Source organism: Nocardiopsis aegyptia, assembly GCF_013410755.1.
GTDB classification, from domain to species: Bacteria; Actinomycetota; Actinomycetes; order Streptosporangiales; family Streptosporangiaceae; genus Nocardiopsis; species Nocardiopsis aegyptia.
This window is the reverse complement of the sequence record NZ_JACCFS010000001.1, coordinates 4,256,249-4,269,593: the sequence shown is the minus strand read 5'-3', so window position 1 is coordinate 4,269,593 and position 13,345 is coordinate 4,256,249. Positions and strand designations below refer to the sequence as shown.

12 protein-coding genes are annotated in these 13,345 nt (G+C 72.3%); 7 read left to right on the top strand and 5 right to left on the bottom strand.

What is annotated here, in order from left to right:
- Window positions 1–54: 54 nt before the first annotated feature.
- Window positions 55–816, bottom strand: a complete 762-nt coding sequence (locus HNR10_RS19085) for a DeoR/GlpR family DNA-binding transcription regulator (RefSeq protein ID WP_179825469.1) — start codon at window positions 814–816, stop codon at window positions 55–57.
- Window positions 817–1,136: 320 nt separating this feature from the next.
- Here HNR10_RS19085 and pfkB point away from each other — a divergent pair, with 320 nt between their 5' ends.
- Both pfkB and HNR10_RS19075 read left to right on the top strand, forming a co-directional pair.
- Window positions 1,137–2,078, top strand: coding sequence for a 1-phosphofructokinase (gene pfkB, locus HNR10_RS19080; protein WP_179825467.1), 942 nt, complete (start codon window positions 1,137–1,139; stop codon window positions 2,076–2,078).
- 33 nt (window positions 2,079–2,111) lie between these two features.
- Window positions 2,112–2,393, top strand: a complete 282-nt coding sequence (locus tag HNR10_RS19075) for an HPr family phosphocarrier protein (RefSeq protein WP_179825465.1) — start codon at window positions 2,112–2,114, stop codon at window positions 2,391–2,393.
- A gap of 210 nt (window positions 2,394–2,603) precedes the next feature.
- On the opposite strand, the gene speB is transcribed toward HNR10_RS19075, so the two are convergent.
- Both speB and HNR10_RS19065 read right to left on the bottom strand, forming a co-directional pair.
- The gene (gene speB / locus HNR10_RS19070) at window positions 2,604–3,611 is read right to left on the bottom strand and encodes an agmatinase (RefSeq protein WP_179825463.1); all 1,008 of its coding nucleotides are present in this window, start codon (window positions 3,609–3,611) and stop codon (window positions 2,604–2,606) included.
- Complete coding sequence (locus tag HNR10_RS19065) at window positions 3,608–5,062, bottom strand: purine-cytosine permease family protein (RefSeq protein ID WP_179825461.1); 1,455 nt, start codon at window positions 5,060–5,062, stop codon at window positions 3,608–3,610. Before HNR10_RS19065 ends, speB begins: the two co-directional genes overlap by 4 nt.
- 95 nt (window positions 5,063–5,157) lie before the next feature.
- Between HNR10_RS19065 and HNR10_RS19060 the strand changes: the two genes are divergently transcribed.
- Window positions 5,158–5,856, top strand: a complete 699-nt coding sequence (locus HNR10_RS19060) for a TetR/AcrR family transcriptional regulator (protein WP_179825459.1) — start codon at window positions 5,158–5,160, stop codon at window positions 5,854–5,856.
- 76 nt (window positions 5,857–5,932) lie between these two features.
- On the opposite strand, the gene HNR10_RS19055 is transcribed toward HNR10_RS19060, so the two are convergent.
- Entirely contained in the window at window positions 5,933–6,688 is a 756-nt protein-coding gene (locus HNR10_RS19055; RefSeq protein WP_179825457.1) for an SDR family oxidoreductase, read from the bottom strand.
- A gap of 202 nt (window positions 6,689–6,890) precedes the next feature.
- On the opposite strand from HNR10_RS19055, the gene HNR10_RS19050 reads away from it, so the two are divergent.
- The 4 genes from HNR10_RS19050 to HNR10_RS19035 all read left to right on the top strand — a co-directional run bounded on the left by HNR10_RS19050 (window position 6,891) and on the right by HNR10_RS19035 (window position 12,904).
- A complete protein-coding gene (locus HNR10_RS19050; protein WP_312889346.1) occupies window positions 6,891–8,396 on the top strand; it encodes an MFS transporter in 1,506 nt (501 codons plus the stop codon).
- On the top strand, window positions 8,393–10,921 hold the full coding sequence (locus tag HNR10_RS19045) for a PEP/pyruvate-binding domain-containing protein (RefSeq protein ID WP_179825453.1): 2,529 nt from the start codon (window positions 8,393–8,395) through the stop codon (window positions 10,919–10,921). The genes HNR10_RS19050 and HNR10_RS19045 overlap by 4 nt, the downstream gene beginning before the upstream one ends.
- Before the next feature lie 9 nt (window positions 10,922–10,930).
- Window positions 10,931–11,554: a TetR/AcrR family transcriptional regulator gene (locus tag HNR10_RS19040; protein WP_179825451.1), complete on the top strand. Its 624-nt coding sequence runs from the start codon at window positions 10,931–10,933 to the stop codon at window positions 11,552–11,554.
- Between the two features lie 231 nt (window positions 11,555–11,785).
- Window positions 11,786–12,904, top strand: a complete 1,119-nt coding sequence (locus HNR10_RS19035) for a DNA cytosine methyltransferase (RefSeq protein WP_179825449.1) — start codon at window positions 11,786–11,788, stop codon at window positions 12,902–12,904.
- Here the strand turns inward: HNR10_RS19035 and HNR10_RS19030 are convergent.
- Window positions 12,860–13,342, bottom strand: a complete 483-nt coding sequence (locus tag HNR10_RS19030; RefSeq protein ID WP_376769763.1) for a very short patch repair endonuclease — start codon at window positions 13,340–13,342, stop codon at window positions 12,860–12,862. The two genes, HNR10_RS19035 and HNR10_RS19030, sit on opposite strands and share 45 nt — an antisense overlap.
- Window positions 13,343–13,345: the final 3 nt, after the last annotated feature.

Here is a 13,345-nt window from a genome sequence, read left to right as displayed (position 1 = left end):
CGGCCGGATGGTGGTGAAGGGATGGTGATGACAGGCGGTGGTGAGGGATGGTGGTCAGACCGTGAGAACCGTCGGTCCGGCGGACTCGAGTTCGTCCGCGAGTCCTGCGGCGAGGCCGGTGTCGGTGATGATCTTGTCGAGCTGCTCCACGCCCGCGAAGCGCGCGAAGTGGTCGTTGCCGACCTTGGTGTGGTCGGCGAGCAGGAGCGCCCTTCGTGAGGAGGCGATCATCGCCCGTTTGACCTCGGCCTCGGCCGTGTCCGGTGTGGTGAGACCGCGTTCGACGGAGATTCCGTTGGCGGCCATGAAGGCCACGTCCACGAAGGACTCCGACAGTGAGCGCAGGGCCCACGCGTCGACGGTGGCCTGCGTGCGGTTGCGCAGGCGGCCACCGAGCAACATGAGGTTGATGTTGGTTCGTGTGGTGAGTGTGAGTGCGATGGACAGGGAGTTGGTGACCACGGTGAGTTCGCGATCGGTCGGCAGCTGCTCGGCCAGGCGGCCGGTGGTGGTGCCGGCGTCGAGGAGGATGGCGCCCTCCTCGGGGAGTTCGTCCAGCGCGGCCTTGGCGATGCGCTCCTTCTCCTCGGTCAGTACGGAGTCGCGCACGTTGAGGGTGGGCTCGAAGCCCAGCCGCTCGACGGGAATCGCGCCACCGTGGACCCTGCGCAGGACACCGTGGCGTTCGAGTGCCGTGAGATCGCGCCGGATGGTCTCGTAGGTGACGTCGAACTCCGAGGTGAGCCCCGTGACGTCGACCCGGCCGTCATGGCGGGCACGTTCGAGGATCACCTGCTGGCGTTCTTCCGCGTACATGTTGGATCACCTGTGTTTCGGTGTGGTTTTCAGTGAGTTTAGTCGTGTTGCCCAGGACACACAAGTGCCAAATCCACCCAATGTCCCAGCAACGCCCACCAGTGGCCCCCGAGCGGCCTTCCGCCCTCGATCGCCCACACCAGGGCCTCCACCAGGGATGACAGGGTGAAATACTCATCGCAGAACCCTGCCGGTGCCTGCGCCCGCCTGCCTGCCCCCAGGGCAGGCGAGTATTGACATACGCAACCAAAACCACATAATCGAAGACACTCACACAGACACACACGGGCCGCGCAGACCACAGTCGAAGAGAGCCATCGATGATCCTGACCCTCACGCCGAACCCCAGCGTGGACCACACCCTGGAGGTGGACGGCCTCGTCCGGGGCGAGGTCCTGCGGGTGCGCGCGACCCGTGCCCACCCCGGGGGCAAGGGAGTCAACGTGGCGCGCGCGCTCAGCGGCGCGGACGTCCCCACCCGGGCCGTCCTCCCCGTCGGCGGAGGCGGCGGCGCCGAGCTGTCCGCCCTGCTCGGCGGCCTGCCGCGCGCCACCGTCCCGATCGAGGGAGAGACCCGGGCCAACATCACCGTCGCCGAGCCCGACGGCACCACCACCAAGCTCAACGCCCCCGGCCCCGTCCTGTCCCCCACCGAGGTCGGCGCCCTGCTCGCCGTGGTGGAGGACGAGCTGACCAGGGGCCCCGACTGGATCGTCGCCTGCGGCAGCCTGCCGGGCGGCGCGACCGCCGACTTCTACGTCCGCGTCGCGGAGCTGGCCGCCCGGTACGGCGTCCCGCTCGCACTGGACTCCTCCGGCGAACCGCTGGCCGAGGCCGCGCACGCGGGTTCGGTGGCCCTGCTCAAGCCCAACCACGAGGAGCTGGAGGAGCTGGCCGGACGCGACCTGCCCACGGTCGGGGACGTCGTGTCGGCGGCCAGGGAGGTGCTGTCCTGGGGCAACGAACAGGCCCTGGTGACTTTGGGCGGACATGGCGCGATACTCGTCGACGACACGTGCAGCTGGTGGGCGCGTGGTCCCCTCGTCCGCGCGCGCAGCACGGTGGGCGCCGGCGACTGCGCCCTGGCCGGCTTCCTCAGCCAGGACGGTCCCCCCGACAAGGGACTGGCGCGTGCCGTGTCCTGGGGAGCGGCGGCGGTGTCCCTGCCCGGGACGACCGTTCCCACCCCCGAGGACGTCGCCGCCCACGAGACCACCGTGGTGGCCGAACCCGACCCGCACCAGCGGATCGACCGGCTCTGACACACCCCCGTTCCACCGACAGAAAGGACCCACATGCCGACCCAGCGCACCGTGACCATCGGCTCCCGGCTCGGGCTGCACGCCCGACCGGCGACCCTGTTCGTCAAGGCGGTCAACGAGACCGGCCTACCCGTCTTCATCGCCCGCCCGGACCAGGACCCGGTGGACGCGCGCAGCATGCTGGCCGTGATGGCGCTGGGCGCCAACCACGGCGAGACGGTCACTCTGACCTGCGACGACGCCGAGGAAGGCGCCGCCGACCGGGCGCTCGACGAGCTGGTGGAGCTGCTGTCCTCGGACATGGACGACGCCTGAACCGACCCGGCTGACGGGGCCCGCACAGCCCCGGGCCGGCCACGGCCGGTGGGCGCGCCCGGTAGCGCCCATCACCGACCGTCCTCACCGTCCCCCCGGTACCGCCTCCCCGCTCCCCCGTTCGCGCCGGCCGGTCACTTGCCCGCTCGCCGTCGCTCGCCACCCGCCGCGCCCCTGAGCGCTTCGCAGCGCGCCCGCGCGCCGCGAGTGTCAGCGCCCGAGGCCGTCGAGCAGCGGCCGGGTCGGGTCCCAGCCCAGGCCCCGGCGTCGAGCGGCGATCCCCGACAGCGCCTCCAGCACCACGCGGTTGCCCAGGATCGCCGTGATGTCGGCGTGGTCGTGGTCGGGCGAGACCTCGACGATGTCCAGGCCCACGACCGGCAGCTCCACACAGATCCGGCGCACCGCGTCGAGCAGCTGCCGCGAGGTCATCCCGCCCGGTTCCGGAGTGCCGGTGCCGGGTGCCATGCCCGGGTCGACGACGTCGACGTCGACGGACAGGAACACCCCCTCGCACTCGTCGGTGGCCAGCGCGAACACCTCGTCCAGGCAGGCGTCCAGCCCGCGGGCGCCCATCTCGCTCATCTCGTAGCAGCGCATGCCCTGCTCCGCCATCCACGCGAGGGTCTCCGGCTCGGGCCAGTAGCCGCGCAGGCCCATCTGGACGAACCGGTCGCCGCGCACGGCACCGGACTCGATGAGCCGCCGCATGGGCAGGCCGTGGCCGAGCAGCGAACCGAAGTCGATGTTCCCCGTGTCGGCGTGCGCGTCGAAGTGGATGACCGAGACCCGCCCCCAGCCGTGGTGGCGGGCGACCCCCTGTACGTCGGGCAGGGCGATGGTGTGGTCGCCGCCCAGCATCACGGGGATCTTCCCGGCGGCCGCGATGCGGGTGACCGCGTCGCCGACCTTCTCGACCATGCCCTCGATGTCGCCGTTGAAGCAGTCGACGTCGCCCGCGTCCCGGGTGTTGAGCTCGTACAGGCCGTCGGTGCGCAGGGCCAGGTGCGGCCGGCGCCCGTCGTGGGGCAGGTAGTCGGTGCCGCGTAGCGCGCGCGGCCCGAACCGGGTCCCCGCGCGGTAGGAGGTCCCGCCGTCGAAGGGCACCCCCATGATGACGGCCTCGGAGTCCGCCCAGGTGGCGGGCTCGTCGAGGTCGCACTTCCCGATCCCCAGGAAGGTGTGGTCGGGGCCGAACAGCTGTGCGTGGCGGGTCATTCGTTCTCCGTCGTGGTCGGTGCGGACTCGTGCGCGGTCGGGGCGGACGCCCGTCGGCTCCGCACGAGCAGGTAGTAGGTGAGTGCGGCGGCGGGACCGCCGAGCAGGGACAGGTCGGCGCCGAGGAGGCCGGCCAGCGGCCCCGTCCACAGCACCGAGTCGACGGCCGACGCCGCCAGGACCACCCCGGTCACCAGGGCGGCCAGCCCCGCGCGGTGGAATCCCCTGGTGTAGCGGTAGGCGCCGCCCGAGCGGGCGTAGAGGCCCTCGACGTCGTAGTGGGCGCGGCGCAGCCCCAGATCGGCGAGGAAGACCCCCGCCCACGGCGCGAAGACCACGACCATCACCGACAGGAAGGCCAGAAGGGCCTCGGTGAAGTCGACGACGAACAGGGCGACCGACGACCCGGCGGTGACCAGGACGACCTGGACGAGGACCGTCCGGGCCCGGTCGAGGGGCACGCCCAGGACCTGCAGGTTCAGGCCGGAGGAGTAGAGGGTCATGATCGTGTTGGTGACGCAGCCGCCCACGACGACCAGCAGGAACGGGACCTGGAACCAGACGGGCAGGAGCCCGGCGACGGCGGCGACCGGGTCGGCGGACGCGCCGACCTCGACCCGGGTGGCGGCGGCGATCCCGATGATCCCCAGGGCCGTGGCCGGGACCATCGCCCCGAGCCCGGTGGCGGCCGTGATCCCGCGTCCGGGGCTCGTGCGCGGCAGGTAGCGGGAGAAGTCGGCGCAGATCGCGATGTAGGACAGCGGTCCGCCGGAGACGGCGATGACCAGGCCGAGGGACCAGGCCCACAGGCGCGGTGCGTCGGTCCCACCGGAGGACAGGTCGGCCTGCGGCAGCACCAGGGCGCCCAGCACCGCCGTGCACACGACGAGTCCGATGGCGAGCCAGCGCTGCATGACCTCGACGGTGGCGTGGCCGAGCACGGCGACGCCGGCGGTGCACACGATCATCAGCACGAGCCCGGCCACCAGGGTCGGCGATCCGGTTCCCAGTCCCGCCAGTCCGCCGAGGACGGCGAGGGCCAGGACGCCCACGACCGTGTTGAGGATGATGTAGCCGATGCTGACGAGCCAGTTGATGACGGCCACCGGGTAGTTGCCCCACCGGCCGAAGGCGGCACGGGCCACGACCAGGGTCGGTGCTCCGGCGCGGGCACCGGCGATGGCGGCGGCGCCGACGAGGAAGAACGCCAGGTTGCCGACCGTGAAGATCGTGACGGCCGCCCAGAACCCCAGGCCGAGTCCGACGACGAGGGCGCCGTTGATGACGAAGGTGAAGGTCAGGTTGGCGCCGAACCACACCCAGAACAGCTCGCGCGGACCGCCGTGCCGGTCGGCGTCGGGGATCTGCTCCATCCCGTGCGCCTCGACGCGGAAGACCTCGTCGGCGGCGACGCCGGTGGTCGGCGGACGGATGCCGTGGGGGTCGGACATGCGTGCTCCTCCGGTTGCTGACTTTAAAATCAGTTCCCTGATGTTAAAGTCAGCCAGGAAGCCGACACAAGACCCGGGTGGTAAAGAATGGGCACATGACCAGTCCCGACACCCGCACGCGCATCCTGGACGCCGCCGTCGAACTCATCGCCCGCGACGGCTACGACGGTGTGCGCCTGGCCGAGATCGCCAAGCGCGCGGGGGCCTCCACGGCCCTGCTGCACTACCATTTCGCCAACCGGCCGCAACTGCTCGCCGCCGCCATCACGCACTCCCTGGACCGGGAGCGGGCGCGCGCCGAGCGCAGGGCGCACGACCAGGAACGCTCCTCCCCCGCCGAGCGCGTCGCCGACCAGATCGACTTCTGGCTGCCGATCAGCCCCGACGACGTGCGCGAGTGGCTGCTGTGGAGCGAGTTGGAGGGCCGCGCGGTCCGCGACACCGACCTCGCGGCAGCGCTCACCGGCCTGTACGCGCGACTGCGCGAACCCCTGGTGGCGGCGATCGCGATGGGCGTGTCCACCGGGGAGTTCGGCCCGTGCGATCCGGAGGAGGCCGCCGCGGTGGCGCATGCCCTGCTCGGCGGGATGACGGTGCGGCTGCTGGCGCGCGACCCGGGCCTGACCCTGCCCGCCGCGCGCGACCTCGCCGGGCGGCAGGTCGCGCTCACCGTGGGCTACGCGGGCAGGCTGCCGTTCGCCGACCGCGAGGTGCCGACGCACGTCCCCGACCCGGGCCTGGAACCGGCACCGCCCCGCCGCCGCGCCGCCCGCACCCCACGCCCCGGGGCGTGAGGCGGACGGCTGGAGGCGGGGCGAGTGCGGGGACGGGCCGCAGGAGAGGGGGCGCCGACCGGGGCCGCCCCTTTCCCTACTCCTTGACCCGGTGGACCTTGTGCTGGGCGGCCTGTGCGCGCGGGCGCACCACCAGGAGGTCGATGTTCACGTGCGAGGGCCGGGTGACCGCCCACACGATGGTGTCGGCGACGTCCTCGGCGCTGAGCGGGTCGGGCACCCCGTCGTAGACCGCCTCCGCGGCCTCGGCGTCACCGCGCAGCCGGTTGAGTGAGAACTCCTCGGTCTTGACCATGCCCGGCGCCACCTCCAGCACGCGTACGGGCTCGCCGCACAGTTCGAGCCGCAGGGTGGCGGCCAGGGTGTGCGCGCCGTGCTTGGCGGCCACGTAGCCGCCACCGCCCTCGTAGACCACGTGCCCGGCCACGGAGGACACGACGAGCACCGTGCCGCCGCCGCTCTCGACCAGCTTCGGCAGCAGCGCCTGCGTCATGTGGAGCACGCCCAGGACGTTGACCTCGTACATCGCGCGCCAGTCGGCGGGGTCGCCGGTGGCGACGGTCTCCCTGCCGATCGCTCCGCCCGCGTTGTTGACCAGGACCGAGCAGGAGGGCAGGGCCTCGGCGAAGGCGTCCACGGCCGAGCGGTCGGTGACGTCGAGGACCTCGGCGCGGGCGCTGTGGCCCTCCTTGACGATCTCCTCGGCCAGGGCCTCGATCCGGTCGGCGCGCCGGGCGACGAGGACCACGTCGTAGCCCTCGGCCGCGAGTCCGCGCGCGGTGGCGGCCCCGATCCCACTGCTGGCGCCGGTCACGACTGCGGTCGCTGTCATGTTCTTCGTCCTCCCCGGAAGTGTCGCTGTCGCGCCGAGCGTATCCAGTGGCGGCGGGCCGGCCCTCCCCGGACCGCCGATGCGCGGCGGGAAGGGCGGGCCGGCCGGTTCGCCTCAGACCAAGACCGAAGAAACGTTGCGTTCACTAAACCGGAGGGCTAGCCTATTAGAGAACTCATCGTTCTCTAGTGGAGGAGGCTCTGTGGCACAGCGGACGACCTCCATCGCACTCGCCCTGCCGGGCCTGCTCCTGGCCATGCTGCTGGCGGCCCTCGACCAGACCGCCATGGCGCCCGCGCTCCCCGAGATCGCCGGTGACCTGGGCGGACTGGAGCAGATGCCCACGGTCGTGACCGCCTACCTGGTCGCCGCCACGGCCGTGATGCCCCTCGTCGGGCGGCTCGGCGACCGCTACGGCCGCAAGCCCCTCATCCAGGCGGCCGTCCTGCTGTTCGTTGTCGGCGCGCTCATGGCCGCCACCGCCACCACCCTCCCCGGGTTCGTCACCGCCCGCGTCGTGCAGGGCCTGGGCGGCGGAGGTCTGATGATCGGCGCGCAGGCGATCGTCGGAGAGATCGTCAGCCCCCGTGAACGCGGCCGCTACCTGGGCCTGTTCGGCGCGGTCTACGTGGTCGCGGCGGTGGGCGGCCCCCTGCTCGGCGGGGTCGTGGTCGACCACCTGTCCTGGCGGTGGATCTTCGCCGTCCACCCACCGCTCGGCCTGGTCACCCTGGTCGCCCTGAGCCTCACCCTGCGGCTGCCGCGCCCCGAGGGCCGCCCGCCGGTCGACTACGCCGGCGCCGCGGCCCTGGCCGCGACCGTCGTCGGGGTGGTCCTGACCGCCGACCGGCTCGCCCGCCCCGACGCCTACCCCGCGTGGGCGCTGCCCGCCCTGCCGGCCGGCACCGTCGTCGTACTCGGGCTGTGGGCGGTGACCGCCATGCTCGCGCGCGACCCCGTGCTGCCCCCGCGCCTGCTGCGCGAGCGCGCGTTCGCCCTGCCCGTGGCCGTGAGCTTCCTCGTCGGGTTCGGCCTGTTCGGCACCCTCACCTACGTTCCCGCCTACGCCCAGGTCAGCCTGGGCACCACCGCCACCCGGGCCGGGCTGCTGGTCACCGCGATGATGGCCGGCGCGCTCGTCAGCACGGTCGTGTCGGGGCGGCTGATCACGCGTACCGGCCGCTACCGCGGCTACCCGATCGCCGGGACGGCCGTCGCGGCGATCGGCCTCACCCTGTTGGGCGTGTTCGGTGCGGGTCTGATCGGCGCCGGCCTGGGCACGGGCGCTCTGACCGCGTTGCTGGTGCTGGTGGGACTGGGGATCGGTCTGGTGATGCAGGTGGTCATGCTCGCCGCGCAGAACGCGGTCGACCACGCCGACCTGGGCGCCGCCACCTCCGCCGTCCTCTTCCTGCGCCAGGTGGGCGCGAGCGTCGGTGTGGCCGTCGTCGGCGCCCTGATCACCCGCTCCTTCGACGCACGGGTGCCGGAGGGCGTCGGCGACCCGCGAGCGCTCTCCCCCGAGGCGATCGCCGCCCTGCCCGAGCCCACGCGCGGGCTCGTGGAGTCGGCCTTCGGATCCGCCGTGCCGTCCGCCCTGCTCGCGATGGCGCCCCTCCTGGGCCTGGCGTTCCTGCTCACCCTCGCCTTCCCCGCGCTCCCCCTGCGCACCACGGCCCACACCGCACTCGACAAGGAGTCCCGATGACACACGACCGACTCGTCTCCCCCTTGGCGTCCTTCGGGTCCGCCGACCTCGCCGAGGTCGGCGGCAAGGGCGCCAACCTGGGCGAACTGCTGCGCGCGGGGCTGCCCGTCCCCCCTGGGTTCGTCGTCACCACCGACGCCTACGCCGCCGCGGCCCGCGCGGTCGGGCTCGACGCGAAGCTGGCCGCCGGGTTCGGTGGCGGGGCCGCGCCCGCCGCTTCGGTGCCCGCCGCCGAGCTGCGGGCCGACCTGGAGGGCGCGCCCGTCCCCGACGACCTGCGCGCCGCGATCACCGCCGCCTACACCGCCCTGGGCGCCGACGTCCCCGTGGCCGTCCGTTCCAGCGCCACCGCCGAGGACCTGCCCGGCGCGGCCTTCGCCGGCCAACAGGACACCTACCTCAACGTCATCGGCGCCGACGCGGTCGTGGACGCCGTCCGCCGCTGCTGGGCCTCGCTGTGGACCGAGCGGGCCGTCGCCTACCGCCGCGAGCGCGCCATCGACCCCGCCGAGGTGCGGATCGCGGTGGTCGTGCAGACCATGGTGGAGTCCGACGTCGCCGGGGTCATGTTCACCGCCGACCCGGTCACCGGCGCCCGCGACCGGATCATCGTCGACGCGGGAGCCGGCCTGGGCGAAGCGGTGGTCTCCGGCCTGGTGACCCCCGACCACTACGTCCTGGACGAGCGCGGCGCGCTGGTCGACTGGTCGCCGGGGCGCGGCGAGGTGGTCATCCGCTCCGAGGCCGGGGGCGGCGTGGTCCACGACTCCCCCACCGGAGCCGACGGCGCCCAGGGGCGGCTGCTCACCGACGAACAACTGGCCGTGCTCGCCGGTCACGCCCGCACGATCGCCGCGCACTTCGGCCGACCCCAGGACATGGAGTGGAGCATCAGCGACGGGCGCGCCTTCATCGTCCAGGCCCGCCCGATGACGGCCCTGCCGCCGCCGTCGGTCCCGCTCAACCGGCGCCAGCGCCTGCTGGGGCCGGTCCTCACCGAGTACATCCCCACGCGCCCGTACCCCATGGACGTGAGCACGTGGCTCGGATTCGGTCCCGCGAGGATGATGCGGGACCTCCTGGCCGACCTCGGTGTGGCCGCCGCCTTCGATGACTTCCTCCGGGAGGAGGACGGGGTGGTCGTGGAACTCGTCCCGCCCGCGCCCCACCCCACGCCGCGCGCCCTGCTGACGCCCTTCAAGCTGGCCCACCGGGCCCGGACGCACGACATCAACACCTGGCGGGAGGACCCTGTCCTGGCGCGCTTCCTGCGCGACGCCGACGAGCTGGACGGGCTCGACCTGCGCGCCCTGACCTGGCCGGAGCTACTGCGTGTACCCCAGCGGGCGACCGACCTCATGGGGCCGTGCCGCGAGCTGCGGGCGGCCTACCTGCCCAGCGTGGCCATCACCATGGGACGGCTCACGGCCGCCATCACGCTCCTGGGGCGCAGGTCGCTGCTGGGCGACCTGATCGGCGGGGCCAGTACCCGGACCGAGGACGCCAACCAGGCCCTGCAGGACCTCGCCGACCGGGTGCGGGCCGTGCCCGAACTGCGCGAGCTGTTCGCGACCGCGGAACCGGCCGAGGTGCTGGCCGCCGTCCGCGAGGGCACCGTTCGCGAGGGCACCGGCCCCGTGGCCGCGTTCGGCGACGAGCTGGACGCCTACCGGCGCGAGTTCGGGCGGCGCGAGACGGCCACCCCGCTCCTGGTCAGCCCGCCCACGCTCGCCGAGTCGCCGGAGAGCGTGCTCGGCCTGGTGCGGGTCCTGGTGGACCAGCCGCGGGGCGAGGACCGGGGATCCCGGTCGGAGCGGGCGCTGGCACGTCTGCTCACCCACCCTCTGCTGCGCGGAGCGCGAGCCCGCAAGCGGATGACCCGGTGGGTCCGCGCCGCCCAACAGGGCATGGCCTTCCGCGAGGACTCGCACTTCTACTTCACGGCGAGTCTGCCCGCCCTGCGCCGGTCGCTGCTGGAGATCGGCGCCCGGTTGGAGAAGGCGGGGGTGGTGGACGAGCCCTTCGACGTCTTCCACCTGCGCATGGAGGAGGTCCGGGAGGTCGCCGACGTCGAGACGATGCCGGCCGAGCAGGCCGAGCGGCTGCGGACACTCGTACGCTCCCGCGCGGCGAAGCGCGCCGAGCTCACCGGCGTGCGCATGATCGATCCGGCCCGCGTCTTCCCGCCGAAGAACACGGGGAACGCCCTGGTCACGGGCGCCCCGGCCAGCGCGGGCACCGCGACGGGAACGGCACGGATCATCCTCGACGCCACGGACTTCCACCGGTTGGACAGCGGCGACGTGCTGGTGTGCCCCTACACCAACCCGTCGTGGACGCCTCTCTTCCAGCGGGCGGTGGCGGTGGTCGTGGACACGGGGGCGGTCGCCTCGCACGCCGCGATCGTGGCGCGCGAGTACGGCATCCCGGCGGTCATGGGTTCCGGCACGGGGACCACCACCATCAACGACGGCGACCGGATCACCGTCGACGGCGGGACCGGCCGGGTCACGCCGGCTTCGTAGGATTCGGTCATGGCCGCCGAACCGCAGACCACCGACCACCGCAAGCGCCCCCGCCGCCGCGGCGACGCCCTGATCGCGGCCATCCTGCACGCGACCGTCCAGGAGCTGGAGGAGCGGGGCTACGCGGCGCTGACCATGGAAGGCGTCGCCGAGCGGGCCCGCGCCAGCAAGGCCTCGCTCTACCGGCGCTGGCCCACGCGCGCCGAGCTGGTGATGGACGCGGTCTACAGCGTGATCCCCGACCCGGGCGAGCTCCCGGACACCGGCGAGCTGCGCGGCGACCTGATCTCGGTCCTCACGCGCACGGCCCGCCTCCTCGACGGCCCCGCCGGCCAGGCCCTACGCGGCCTGATGGCGGAGGTGTTGCCATCTCCCGAGCGGATGGGGCAGGTCCGCGCCCACGCCCAGGGGATGGGCCGCCAGATGATGGAAGAGGTCACCCGTCGGGCCGTCCACCGGGGGGAGATCAGCCCGGAGGCGTTGGCGCCCCGCCGCATGGAGGTGGGACAGGCCCTGCTGAGGAACCACTTCCTCTTCCACCACGAGCCCATCAGCGACGAGATGGTCGAAGAGATCGTGGATGAGGTCCTGCTGCCCCTCTTCAACACCAGCCCCGTGAACTCCGCTACGTAACTAATTATCCACAGTCCGGAGTCACGGGGCCCAACCGTCTCACTCCGCGCATAGAATCGCACTTCAGAAACAACCCGGATCCTACGACGTGGACTTTCTCTCCAGACCCCTGGAAACCGTCCGTGCTCTCATGCCACCATCTAGGCTGGCTGCACACTTATCGATCGGGTGTTCGACGAGTGTCATGCCACGGCGCGTTCTGCCGTGGCTCAACCAGCAGGAGGAGTCAGAATGCCGGACGGGGCAGGCGCGTACACCTCAGTGGAGATCTGCGCTGGAGCGGGTGGCCAAGCGGTCGGCCTGCACAACGCCGGGTTCCACCACCGCGCACTGATCGAGGTCGACCCCCACGCCGTCCAGACCCTTGAGCACAACACCCGCAAACACGGTTGGAAAGACTGCGAGATCCTTCCGTGGGACCTGACCGACTTCGAGATGGACGACCTCAAGAAGGTCCTCGGAGGCGAGCAGCTGGCACTTCTAGCTGGCGGCGTCCCGTGCCCGCCCTTCTCCCTGGCTGGCAAGCAGCTCGGCGAAGACGATGAGCGCGATCTGTTCCCCGTCATGCTCGACATGGTCGAGGAACTGGAGCCCCGCGCCGTGATGATCGAGAACGTGCGCGGCCTGCTCGAGCCCGAACACAAGTTCAGCGGCTACCGAGACAGGATCCGCGCACGGCTGGAGAGCCTGGGCTACCGGATCCTCGGCTGGAACGTGCTTGAGGCTCGCGACTACGGCGTCCCTCAACTACGGCCGAGGGCCATCCTGGTGGCCATGAAGGAAGCGGAAGCGGCCCACTTCCTCCCTGCCCGGGGCAGCGGGAAGCTCGTCACGGTGGCAGAGGCCCTCGACGAGACCATGCGCGCCCGGTTCGGGAACTCCGCCAAGGGCCGTCAGCACTACAAGGAGTGGCTGCGCAAGGCCCAGGCGAAGGGGACGGTCGCTCCCACGCTCGTCGGAGGGTCGAAGAAGCACGGCGGCGCGGACTTGGGGCCGACTCGCGCCAAGCGTGCGTGGGCCGAACTCGGCGTCGACGGCCACGGGGTAGCCGACCCGCACGGCCAGACCAAGGACCAGGAACGGGACCTGTACGGGGAGCGGGGCCCCAAGCTGACAGTGCAGCAGGCCGCGATCATCCAGGGCTTCCCCACAGACTGGGAGTTCCAGGGACGCAAGACGGCCGCCTACCGCCAGGTCGGCAACGCCTTCCCGCCGCCCGTCGCCCAGGCCGTCGGAGAGTCCATCATCCGCGCGCTCCGGGCGTTCGACGCCGACGCAGAGCAGCCAGAGGAGCAGTTCGAGGGGCTAGTCGAGGACCTTGCCCCCCGACAGCTCACGCTTACGCGCTGAGACTGCCTCCGTCACGACGTCTGCGCACTCGGCGGGGTCCTGGTGCTCCCAGAACCGCAGGACCAGCCACCCTGCCTCCGCCAAACGCTCGTCGGTGTCGCGGTCACGCTGGGCGTTCCCGCCGATCTTCGCGTCCCAGTAGTCGGGGTTGGTCTTGGGAGGGACGAAGTGCTCCGGGCACCCGTGCCAGAAGCATCCGTCCACGAAGACCGCCACCCTGGTGGGGCCGAAGAGCAGGTCAGCTGTGCGCCGCATGCCGGGCAGCGGCTTGGCCGCGACCCGGTAGCGCAGGCCAGCCGCGTGTACTAGGCGGCGGATGGCGATCTCCGGCTTGGTGTCCCGGCTCCGGTTTCCTCGCATGCTGCGCCGGTTGGCAGCTGACGAGGCCCACGAGCCTTCCGGGGCCCGCCAGAAACCGGATTCGTCTGCGTTGTCCACCTG